The organism is Corallococcus sp. AB018 (genome assembly GCF_003986945.1).
In the GTDB taxonomy this organism is placed as follows: domain Bacteria; phylum Myxococcota; class Myxococcia; order Myxococcales; family Myxococcaceae; genus Corallococcus; species Corallococcus exiguus.
The window spans coordinates 1-10,997 of record NZ_RAWR01000288.1 but is presented as its reverse complement, the minus strand read 5'-3'; the positions used below and the strand labels follow the sequence as shown (position 1 = coordinate 10,997).

Genomic DNA, 10,997 nt, shown 5'->3' with positions numbered 1-10,997 from the left:
GCCTCAGGCAGCCCCTCGGAGCTGCTCAAGAGCGTGGAGGATGTCCAGCGCAAGGAGGTCGCGGCGCTGAAGGCCATGGTCGAGCTGCTCATCGAGAAGGGCGTTTTCTCCCGCGAGGAATACCTCGCCAAGGTCAAGCGGTAGCCCCCGGCCATGCGCAAGAAGATTGGTGAACTCCTCGTCCAGGCCGGAGTGGTGACGGACGAGCAGGTGAAGCAGGCACTCGCGTCCGGACGGCGCGGCCAGGGCCGCAAGCTGGGTGAGGTGCTGGTGTCCATGGGCCTGTGCACGGGCCGGGACATCGCGCGGGCGCTGGCGGCGCAGCACGAGCTGCCGTTCGTGGAGATCCCCGAGTACATCCCGCATGCGGTGTCCTCGCTGGTGTCCATGGACTTCCAGACCGAGCACCGGGTGCTCCTCTTCGCTGCGGAGCAGGACGGCCGCAGCGAGAAGATCCACGTCGCGGTGGAAGACCCGGGCAACCTGATGCTCGTGGACGAGCTACGCTTCCAGTTGCGCAAGCCGCTCAAGGTGTTCGTCGTAGCGCCGGACGACCTGGAGCAGGCGCTCGCGCGCGGCCGGGGCGAGCCCCTGGACATCGTGGAGGCTGAACCGATGGACATGGACGAGGACGATTCGCCGGACATCCTGCCGCCGCCCCCTCCCGCGGCCGCGCGCCCGCCTCCGCGCCCGCCCGCGCCGCCGACGCTGGACTGGGACCTGCCGCCGCCTCCGCCGCACGACGGCGACGCGTCCGCCGACGGCGCGGAGGTGCTGGAGGACATCCTGGGCTCCACGCCCCGTCCCAAGGTCCCCAAGGCCCCGCGTCCGCCGCCTCCTCCCGCCGCTGCCCGTCCGCCGCCTCCTCCGCCTCCCGCGGAGCCGGAGGACCCGAGCAAGCCGCGCGTGCCGGTGGTGCTCTTCGGCGGCGCCGCGCAGGGCGTGAAGCCGTCCGTGGCGCTCACGCCCAAGCCGGACTTCTCCGAGGAGGACCTGGCGGTGCTGGACGACATCGACCGCATCTCGCGCGGTGAAGAGGCCAGCCTGGACACGGAGAAGGTGAAGCCCGCGCGCATGGTCGCGAGCCTCATCCGCCTGCTCATCCGCAAGGGGCTCATCCAGGAGGCGGAGTTCCTGGAGGAGCTGGCCCAGAAGTGACCGGCGTCGCGCCGTCCCCCGGGGCCTCTGCCGGTGCCCCGCTCCTGGACGTGCGGGGGCTCGTCACCCAGCTGTCGCTCCCGCGCGGCACGGTGCGCGCGGTGGACGGCGTGTCCTTCTCCGTTCCTCCCGGCGGCACGCTGGGGGTGGTGGGGGAGAGCGGCTGCGGCAAGAGCCTGACGGCGCTGTCGGTGATGCGGCTGGTTCCGCAGCCGCCCGGCCGCGTGGTGGGCGGCGAGGTGCGCTTCCGGGGCAATGATTTGCTGGCCCTGCCGGAGAAGGAGATGCGGCGCGTGCGCGGCCGGCACGTGGCCATGGTCTTCCAGGAGCCCATGACGTCGCTCAACCCGGTGTTCACGGTGGGCGAGCAGATTGGCGAAGGCGTCCGGCTGCACCTGGGGGCCACCCGGGCGCAGGCGCGTGAGCGCGCGGTGGAGATGCTCCGGCAGGTGGGCATCCCGGCACCCGGCGAGCGCGTGGACGCGTACCCGCACCAGCTCTCCGGAGGCATGCGCCAGCGCGTGATGATCGCCATGGCACTCGCGTGCGACCCGGCGCTGCTCATCGCGGACGAGCCCACCACGGCGCTGGACGTCACCATCCAGGCGCAGATTTTGGAGCTGCTCAAGCGCCTGCAGGCCGAGCGGAACATGGCGGTGGTGCTCATCACCCACGACCTGGGCGTGGTGGCGGGAAGCTGCGACGCGGTGGTGGTGATGTACGCGGGCCGCATCGTGGAGCAGGCCCCGGTGCGCGAGCTGTTCGCCCGGCCCGCGCACCCGTACACGGCGGGCCTGCTGCGCTCCATCCCGTCGCTGCACGACGCGGGCGCGGCGGCCGAGGGCGGGCGTCAGCGCCTGAAGGCCATTCCCGGCATGGTGCCGTCGCTCACCGCGCTGCCGTCCGGGTGCGCGTTCCGGGACCGCTGCGACCGCGCCTCGGAGCTGTGCGCCCGCGTCACGCCCGTGCTGGAGCCGAAGCGCGGAGGCCAGTCCGCCGCCTGCCATCACCCGGTGCCCGCGCCATGAGCGAACCGCTGGTCCAGGTGCGCGACCTGAAGGTGCACTTTCCGGTGAAGGGCGGCTTGTTGGGCCGCACGCGCGGCACGGTGCGCGCGGTGGACGGCGTGTCCTTCGACGTCGCCCGGGGCGAGACGCTGGGCCTGGTAGGGGAGAGCGGCTGCGGCAAGAGCACCCTGGGTCGCGCGGTGCTGCGCCTCATCGACCCGACCTCCGGCTCCATCCGCGTGGCCGGGCGTGAGCTGACCGGCCTGTCGCAGCGCGAACTGCGACCGCTGCGCCGCCAGATGCAGCTCGTCTTCCAGGATCCGTACGCGTCGCTCAACCCGCGCATGACGGTGGGGGACATCCTCGCGGAGCCCTTCGCCATCCACGGGCTCGCGAAGGGCAAGGCTCGCGAGGACGAGGTGCTGGCGCTGCTCGACGCCATGGGGCTGCCCCGCGAGGCGCGGCACCGCTACCCGCACGAGTTCTCCGGCGGCCAGCGTCAACGCATCGGAATTGCACGTGCCATCGCGTTGCGTCCGGAGCTGGTGGTGGCGGACGAGCCCATCAGCGCGCTGGACGTCTCCATCCAGGCGCAGATCGTCAACCTGCTGGTGGACCTGCAGCGCGAGCGCGGGCTCACCTACGTCTTCATCGCGCACGACCTGAAGATTGTTGAGTACGTGTCCACGCGCGTGGCGGTGATGTACCTGGGCCGCATCGTGGAGGTGGCGCCGTCCCGGTCGCTGTACGCAGGACCGCGCCATCCGTACACGCAGGCGCTGCTGTCCGCGGTGCCCGTGCCGGATCCGGAGCGCCCCCCCACGCGGCTGCTGCTGCCGGGAGAGCCGCCTTCGCCCCTGTCGCCGCCGACCGGCTGCGCGTTCCATCCGCGCTGCCCGCATGTGATGGAGCGCTGCCGGCGCGAGTCACCCCCGCTGTATCCCCTGGGTGGAGGCCACGCCGCGGCGTGCTTCCTGGCCGAAGGGGATTCGCGCAACGTGCAGGACGGGCCCGCTGTTTCCATGTCCGGAGGAGGTGCCGGTGTTCTGGCTCAGCCATCATCACCCGGATGAGTACAACCGCACGTACGTGCTCGCGGGCGTGCGCGTGTGCGCGCGGTGCCTGGGCACGTACCCGGTGCTCGCGGGCGTGTTCCTCGCGCTGTTCGCGCTGAAGGCGCCGCTCCAGTGGGAGTGGGACGTGCCGGTGGTGCTGGGGCTCACGCTGCCCGCGCTCGTGGACTGGGCAGTGGGCCGCTTCCGGCCCGCCTCGGGTTCCAACGCGGTGCGCACGCTGACGGGCATCCTGTTGGGAGTGGGGCTCGGCCGCTCGCTGTACGTGCATGTGCAGCGCCCACTGCCGGCGGTATTACTTGCGCAGGCACTTCTGGTGACAGGGGTGGCGGTCCCTGTCATTCTCGCCACTTACCGGCGGCCACGGCCGGAATAGACCTTTCGCGCACGGCTGTCCGTTACAGGCCTTGGGCGGTGAAGGGGATGGCACCCGTGGCTTCATGGGCACTGGGGGAAGTTTGGCACCCGAAACCTCAGACGAGCAGCTGATGCTCGCCTTCCAGGCGGGAAACGCGCGTGCGTTCGATGCGTTGGTGCGCAAGCACCGCGCGCCGGTGTTCAACTTCATCCTGCGCTTCGTGGGGCACCGGGCGCGGGCGGAGGACGTGCTGCAGGAGACCTGGCTCAAGGTGGTCCGCAGCGCCCGGGAATACGAGCCCAAGGCCCGGTTCACGACCTGGCTGTACACCATCGCGAGGAACCTCTGCGTGGACAGCACGCGCAAAGAGAGCTACCGCCAGACGACGTCCCTGGAAGCCCCCTCGGCCGGTGCCGACGGCGACGAGGGACGTCCGTTGGGCGAGGGGCTGCCGGACGCCGGGGCCAGCCCGGAGCGCGGCGCGCACAACGCCCGCCTCCGGCCCCTGCTGGAGCGGGCCCTGTCCGCCCTGCCGGAGGAGCAGCGCGAGGTGTTCGTGCTGCGCGAGTACAGCGGCATCCCGTTCAAGGAGATCGCCGAGGTGACAGGCGTGTCCGAGAACACGGTGAAGAGCCGCATGCGCTACGCGTTGGAGGGCCTGCGCCGCCGCCTGGGTGAGCTGGGCGTGGACGGCGACCTGTCGGAGGATGGAAGGACGGTGGCGGGATGAGTGCCCAGAATGCCCACGCGCACGAGGACCGGCTCCTCGACTTCGCCTACGGCGAGCTGCCTGCGTCGGAGGCCCATGTGCTGGAGCAGCACGTCCAGGGCTGTGCGCGCTGCACGAAGGCGCTGGCGGACATCCGCGGCGTGCGCACCACCATGGCGCAGCTGTCGTCGGAGCCCGCGCCGGACGCGGGCCTGGAGTCGCTGCTCGCGTACGCGCAGCAGTCCGCGCGCCGAGCCGCCGCGGGCCCCGAGCCGAAGCCCTCGCGCTGGCGCCGCTTCCTGCTGCCCGCGGTGGGCCTGGCCACGGTGGGCACCTTCGGCCTCCTGACGTTGACGGTGAGCGAGAACCTCGACCTGGCGCCGAACCTGTCGCAGCGGGCCCCCAGTCCGACGATGGCCGCGGCGAAGCAGGAGTCGCCGCCGCGGGAGAAGCGCGCCCCGAGCGCCCTGGCCCCCGCGCCTTCGAGCGCGACCCTCGAAGTGGACGTGCCCGAGGGTGCCTCGGACGAACTGGCGGCCGCGCCCGCGCCGGACGTGATGAAGAACCAGGTGGAGGCCAAGGTGCAGCGCAAGGGCACCGCCGCGGCCCGTCCGTCCGACTGGATGAACGCGGGCAGTGGTGGCGCGCTGCTGGAGCGCCGCGCGGAACCCGAGGCTCCCAAGAAGAAGATGTCCAAGGCCGTCCGGGACGCGGACGACGAGTTCGCCGCGCTCTCGCAGGCGACGGCCGGGGTGGCCGAGCAGGAGGCGCCTCCGAAGGAAGAGCAGGCCAACGACGGCTCCCTCGCGAAGGATGAGCCCGCGGCGCGGCGCTCCTCGGGAAAGCTCAGCGACAAGGCCATGGGCGCGAAGGGCGACTCCCTGCGGCTGGGTGAAGCGGCCTATGGCCGTGGGCTCAGGACGGATGACGACCAGGGAGTGGCCGCGGGCGCGGCTCCGCCGCCTCCTGCCGTGGCCTCCGCGCCCGTGGTCCAGGCCGTGCCCATGGCCCCCGCCGCCGTGGGCTCCCTCGGCGGTGCGACGCCTCCGTCCACGCCCAAGCGGGGGTCCGCCCAGGCCCAGGCCGCGAAGCCTGCCCCCGCGGAGAAGTCCGCCGCCAAGGAAGCGATGACGGCGCGCGACCTGTCCGCCCAGGCCCAGGCCGCGGCGAACCAGGGTGACCGCGCCCGGGAGGCCCAGCTGCTGCGCGCCGCGCTCGCGGCTGGAGCCAGCGGCAGCGAGCGGCTGGCCCTGCTCTCACGGCTCTGCGAGTCGGAGTCCGTCCAGGGCCGGACCCAGGAGGCCGCCGCCGTCTGCGGGCAGATCGTCACCGAGGCCCCCGGCTCCAGCGCGGCGCAGTTGGCCCAGCGCCGCCTGCGTCAGGCCTCGCCCGCCACGGCTCCGGAGTCTGAGCCGGCCAGGGCCGCCCCTTCCCAGCCCGCGCAGTAGGGGAGGGCGGCAGTCCACATGACCGATGCTTCCGGGGCCTGGGTCCTGGATAATGGGAGCATGACGTCGGACGTGCACGCTCCCCCCGTGAACAGCCCCCGGAAGTCGCCGCCGCGCTCCCCGCGCCGGGCCCGCCGTGGCCAGGCCATGGTGGAGTACTCGATGATCAACTGGGTGTTGATCGTCGGGCTCGTCGTCGGCGCCACGGTGAAGATCCGCTGGACGGACGACCGGCAGACCAACGTCATCGACCTGTTCCTCGAGGCGTACCAGATCTACTACGACTCGTTTTACTTCGTGCTGAACCTGCCGTTCCCCTGAGGGACGGAAGGCCGCGGATCAACTCACTGCGTCGAGCCGTCCTCCCCCCTGGGCGGACAGGCTCCGCGAGCTCCGGAGGTCCCGGGATTCCGCTTTGTCACGAGAGGTGGTTTTGACACCTGCTCTGGGGCATGGCTAACATCTTGCCTCGTTCGCGCCCTGGCATCGCCCCCTCGTCCAAAGCAGTCCTGCCGCCACGACGGCGCCCCACCGTTCTGGAGGACTTTGAACCATGTTGAAGGGTAAGACCCCACTCGTCGTCGCACTGGTGCTCGGTTTGCTCGCGGGCATCGTGGCCTACTCGGCCATCAAGAAGAAGGAATCCGATGTGCGCCGCGGGTGGAACCTGGTTCCCGTGGTGGTGGCGGGCCAGGACATGCCCGAGGGCTCGGTCATCACGTACGAGATGATCTCCCAGCGCTCGGTGCCGGAGCAGTTCGTCACCTCGTCGGTGGTGAAGCCGGACTCCGCCAACTACATCGTGAACCAGAAGGTGCTGGTGGCGCTGCAGGCCGGCGACCCCATCCTCTGGAGCCAGTTCGAGACGACGAAGGCCGCCGAGCGCCTGTCCACGAAGGTGCAGAAGAAGGCGCGCGCCATCACCATCGAGGCGAAGCAGACCACGTCCGTGGGCGGGTGGATTCGCCCGAACGACCACGTGGACATCATCGGCACGTTCCGCGATCCGCAGACGGACGAGAGCGTCGCGGTGACGCTGCTGCAGAACATCATCGTGGTCGCCACGGGTAAGATCACCGGCACCACGAACATCAACCTCATCCCGGAGAACCAGCGCGAGTACTCCAACGTCTCGCTGATGGTGCTGCCGGAAGAGGCGGAGATCCTGGTGCTGGCGGCGGAACTGGGCCAGCTGACGTTGTCCCTGCGCAACGAGGACGACGTGGACCTCATCGAGGAGCGTGGCCGCGCGACCATCAGCACGCTGCTCTCCGGTGAACGCACCCGTGTGCTGGAGCAGAAGCGCCGGGAGATCATCCAGATCATCAAGGGCAGTGGCGGCGGCGAGAAGGCCTCGGCCGGCTCTCCGTAGTCCTGCGCGCGGGGCCGCTTCGCTTGACGCTGAAGCGGCCCTGCCGACCCCTCCCTCATCCCCCGGGGATTCGCGCCCATGCTCGCAGGTATCGTCCTCCTTCTCGTCACCGGCTCGGTGTTCTTCTTCAGCCTGGTGATCTTCAGCGTCCTGTCGAAGGCGTATGAGCAGTACCAGGAGCGGTACGTCGCCAAGTCGATGAACGACTTGAGCGACATGTTCCTCTTCATCGACGCGCGGCAGATGTTGATCCTCAACATCGCCTGCATGTGCCTCCTGGGCATCCTCAGCTACATCGTCTTCAACCCCATCCTCGCGGTGCTCGCGACCATCTTCGGCTTCTTCCTGCCGATGCTGCTCGTGAAGCACTACCGCAAGCGCCGCATCAAGAAGTTCAACGTGCAGCTGGTGGACGCGCTGCAGGCCATGGCCAACGCGTTCAAGGCGGGCCTCACGTTCCCCCAGGCCATCGAGCACGTGGCGCGCGAAGCGATGCCGCCCCTGTCCCAGGAGTTCGGCCTCTTCGTGAAGGAAGTGAAGCTGGGCGTGCCGCTGGAAGAAGCGCTCGTCAACATGGGCAAGCGCGTGGGCAGCGACGACCTGGAGCTGGTGGTGGTGTCCACCAACATCGCGCGCCAGCTGGGCGGCAACATGGCGGAGATGTTCGAGACCATCTCCACGGTGATCCGCGAGCGCTTCCGTCTGGAAGGCAAGATCGACGCGCTGACCTCCCAGGGCAAGCTTCAAGGGTGGATCGTCGCGGCCATGCCGGCGGTGCTGGGCATGGTTCTCAACTACATGCGTCCGGACCTGATGGAGCCGATGATGAACCACATCTTCGGCTACATCCTGGTGACCATCATCGCCATCATGGAGATCATGGGCATCCTCATCATCCGGCGCATCGTCAACATCGACATCTGAAACGAGGCGCACCGTGCAGGAAGTCCTGACATTTCTGCTGATGGGCGGCTCGGCACTGCTGACCGCGGGCGCGGTGGCGTTCCTGGGCATCGGCCTGTACTCCAACCTCCTGGAGCGCTTCCTCACGGAAGTCCGCGACGAGTCCGCGGGCGGCATGAAGGGCGCGGGCTCCGTCGCCGTCCGCAAGCTGGGCTCGATGAACCGGCGCTTCATGTGGCCGGGCTACGAGTCCAAGACGCGCCGCAAGCTGATCAAGGCGGGCGAGCCGTCGCAGTACAAGCCCGAGGACATCATGGCGCTGCAGGAGATCAGCGCCTTCTTCGCGCTCCTGGCCGGCCTGTTCGTCGTCAACGGCATGGGCATGAACCTGGCCTGGTCGTTGCTGGTGATGCTGCTGGGCCTGTTCTATCCGCTCATCTGGTTGAACGATCAGGTGAAGCGCCGTCACCTGGCCATCAGCCGCGCGCTTCCGTACAACCTGGACCTGCTGACGCTGTCGGTGGAAGCGGGCATGGACTTCACGGGCGCGCTGGCGAAGGTGGTGGAGAAGGGCCGCCAGGGTCCGCTGCGTGAAGAGCTGCAGCTGGTGCTCAAGCAGCTCAAGATGGGCAAGACGCGTGAAGAGGGGCTCAAGAGCATGATCGTGCGCGTGGACCTGCCGTCGCTGACGACGTTCGTCACGGCGCTGATCCAGGCGGACAAGATGGGTACGAGCCTGGGCAAGGTGCTGCGCATCCAGTCCACGCAGATGCGCATCGACCGCACGCAGCGCGCCGAGAAGCTGGCGGGCGAGGCGCCGGTGAAGATGCTCTTCCCGCTCATCGCCTGCATCTTCCCGACGGTGTTCATGGTGCTCTTCGGGCCCATCGTGTTCCAGTTCATGTTCGGCAACGTCGGGGGCTAGTCCTCTGCCCATCCTGCTCACCATCACCCAGGGGCTCCAGGTCGGACGGGAGCTCGCCTTCGAGCAGGCCGAAGTGAAGATCGGCCGGACCTCGGAGAACGACCTGGTGCTGCATGACCACGGTGTCTCCCGGCGTCATGCCCGCATCACGGCGAGGGATGGGCGCTACTTCGCCGCGGACGTTGGCAGCGCGAACGGCACGCAGCTGAACGGCCAGCCGCTGGCCGGCGAGAAGCAGCTGCGCGACGGCGACCGCATCACCGTGGGCCCGGTGGAGTTCACCTTCGTGTGGATGCCGCCGGAGGATGACAACGACGTCACCCGGCCCATCCGGCGGGCGCTCGCGCCGCCCCACGCGAACGTGTCGCCGCAGGGCATGGGGCAGGCCTCGCTCGCGGAAATCGAAGCGGCGCCCACGAGCTACCAGCAGTCGATGCCGGCCATGGCCCGGCCTGCATCCCCGCCGCGCCCGGGAATGGCGGTGCCCGCTGCGAAGGGTGGGGCGACCCCTGCTTTGCCGGTGCCGGCCGCCACACCGAAGCGGCCCTCTGCTCCGGATCTGCCGGCGGTCAGTGCCCCCGCGCCGGTCCGGCCTCCACCGGGGCCTGTGCTCAGCGCTTCCGTGCCGGGTGCGGCGACTCCTCCCAAGCCTCCCGCCGGGCCTCCCGTCCTAGGGGCTTCCGCGCCGGCATCCGCTGCGCCGGCCCGGCCTGCACCGGGAGCTCCCGTCCTGGGGGCTTCCGCGCCGGCATCCGCTGCGCCGGCCCGGCCTGCACCGGGAGCTCCCGTGCTGGGGGCTTCCTCGCCGGGTGTGGCGACTCCGCCCAGGCCTCCTTCGGGCCCGCCTGTGCTGGGTGCCTCCGCGTCGGCTGCTTCGGGCAAGGTTCCCGCCGCGCCTCCTGTGTTGGGTCCTTCGGCGCCGGGAGCGACCGCGCCCGCCAGGACTCCGGCAGGGCCCCCGGTGTTGGGGCCTGCCGCTTCGGGCGCGGGTGCGCCGGCCAAAACTCCCGCTGGCCCCCCGGTGCTGAGCGCTCCGGCCGCGAACAAGGCTCCGGGACCTTCCGCCTCCGTCCGCGCCTCCGGGCCGGGACTGTCAGCGGTTGGTGCCTCGGGACCTGGCCGGTCATCCGCGCTGGAGGCTGCCCCGGCCCCCTCGCACCCCACCGCGAGCGAACTTCCCGCGGCTGGAACTCCTGTCTCGACGGCGACCTCCGCGCCGGGGAAGGTCGCCGCTTCAGCTCCTGTCGAGCCCTCGGCTCCCGCCAAGCGGAACGGCGTCGCGAACCTTCCTGGTGTCGGTGCGCCCGCGCTGAACCGTCCCTCGCTGGGGCTTGGCGCCGCGCGCGCGTCCGCTGCTCCGGTGCCCCGGGGCGCCGCGGCTTCCGCGCCCGGCCTGCCGTTGATGTCGCCGCCGGGGCTCATGGCTCCGCCACCTCCGGCTCGGCCTTCCGTCGTACCGCCTCCCGTGGACCTCGCCCCCGTGGTGCCGGATGAACCCGAGGAGCGCACGCTGATGGCGATCCCCACGGCGGACGCACCCGCCGCGGCGCTGCCTCCCGTGCTGCCGCTCCCGGAGCTGGACGAGCCCGAGGAGCGCACGCTGATGGCGATCTCCACGGTGGACTCGCTCGTGCCCGCTGCAGTGCCGCCCCCCGTGCTGTCGCTCCCGGAGCTGGACGAGCCCGAGGAGCGAACGTTGATGGCGATTCCGGCGACCCTGGAAGCGCCGCCCGTAGAAGCCGCGGCGCCGCCACAGGCGGCCTCGCCCGCGCTGCCTCCGCCGATGATGGAGGAGCCCGAGGAGCGGACCGTTCTCGACCTCCGGCCCATCACTCCGGTCAGTCCGCTCGTGGCCCCTCCGGTGCGCGTCGCGAGCGCTCCCGTCCCCGCGCCCGACTCCAGCGAGCCCTCGACCTTCGTCGGCCAGGACGATGACCTCTTCGCGACCCCCGAGGAGACCCGGGCCTCGGGGACCTTCACGGGTTCACCTTCGTGTGGATGCCGCCGGAGGATGACAACGACGTCACCCGGCCCATCCGGCGGG

The 10,997-nt window shown here is 70.6% G+C and carries 11 protein-coding genes; all 11 read left to right on the top strand.

Going from position 1 to position 10,997, the window contains the following annotated elements; translation table 11 throughout:
- Nucleotides 1-153: 153 nt before the first annotated feature.
- Nucleotides 154-1,158: a general secretion pathway protein GspE gene (locus D7Y11_RS38645; RefSeq protein ID WP_126936185.1), complete on the top strand. Its 1,005-nt coding sequence runs from the start codon at nucleotides 154-156 to the stop codon at nucleotides 1,156-1,158.
- Nucleotides 1,155-2,186, top strand: a complete 1,032-nt coding sequence (locus D7Y11_RS38640; protein WP_126936184.1) for an ABC transporter ATP-binding protein — start codon at nucleotides 1,155-1,157, stop codon at nucleotides 2,184-2,186. Before D7Y11_RS38645 ends, D7Y11_RS38640 begins: the two co-directional genes overlap by 4 nt.
- Nucleotides 2,183-3,238, top strand: a complete 1,056-nt coding sequence (locus D7Y11_RS38635) for an ABC transporter ATP-binding protein (RefSeq protein ID WP_126936183.1) — start codon at nucleotides 2,183-2,185, stop codon at nucleotides 3,236-3,238. Before D7Y11_RS38640 ends, D7Y11_RS38635 begins: the two co-directional genes overlap by 4 nt.
- The gene (locus D7Y11_RS38630) at nucleotides 3,207-3,614 is read left to right on the top strand and encodes a DUF2085 domain-containing protein (RefSeq protein WP_120599419.1); all 408 of its coding nucleotides are present in this window, start codon (nucleotides 3,207-3,209) and stop codon (nucleotides 3,612-3,614) included. The genes D7Y11_RS38635 and D7Y11_RS38630 overlap by 32 nt, the downstream gene beginning before the upstream one ends.
- A 64-nt stretch (nucleotides 3,615-3,678) precedes the next feature.
- Nucleotides 3,679-4,326 carry an RNA polymerase sigma factor gene (locus D7Y11_RS38625; RefSeq protein WP_120565707.1) on the top strand — a complete coding sequence of 216 codons (648 nt, stop codon included), beginning with the start codon at nucleotides 3,679-3,681 and terminating at the stop codon, nucleotides 4,324-4,326.
- Nucleotides 4,323-5,753, top strand: coding sequence for an anti-sigma factor (locus tag D7Y11_RS45065; RefSeq protein ID WP_120580965.1), 1,431 nt, complete (start codon nucleotides 4,323-4,325; stop codon nucleotides 5,751-5,753). The genes D7Y11_RS38625 and D7Y11_RS45065 overlap by 4 nt, the downstream gene beginning before the upstream one ends.
- Before the next feature lie 60 nt (nucleotides 5,754-5,813).
- Nucleotides 5,814-6,074, top strand: coding sequence for a hypothetical protein (locus tag D7Y11_RS38615; RefSeq protein ID WP_120580964.1), 261 nt, complete (start codon nucleotides 5,814-5,816; stop codon nucleotides 6,072-6,074).
- A gap of 232 nt (nucleotides 6,075-6,306) precedes the next feature.
- Complete coding sequence (gene cpaB, locus D7Y11_RS38610; protein ID WP_120565598.1) at nucleotides 6,307-7,125, top strand: Flp pilus assembly protein CpaB; 819 nt, start codon at nucleotides 6,307-6,309, stop codon at nucleotides 7,123-7,125.
- Nucleotides 7,126-7,203: 78 nt separating this feature from the next.
- On the top strand, nucleotides 7,204-8,049 hold the full coding sequence (locus tag D7Y11_RS38605; RefSeq protein WP_120580963.1) for a type II secretion system F family protein: 846 nt from the start codon (nucleotides 7,204-7,206) through the stop codon (nucleotides 8,047-8,049).
- 13 nt (nucleotides 8,050-8,062) lie between these two features.
- Nucleotides 8,063-8,953, top strand: a complete 891-nt coding sequence (locus D7Y11_RS38600) for a type II secretion system F family protein (protein ID WP_120580962.1) — start codon at nucleotides 8,063-8,065, stop codon at nucleotides 8,951-8,953.
- 4 nt (nucleotides 8,954-8,957) lie between these two features.
- On the top strand, nucleotides 8,958-10,997 hold a 2,040-nt coding region (locus D7Y11_RS44660; protein WP_306770488.1), incomplete at its 3' end, for an FHA domain-containing protein.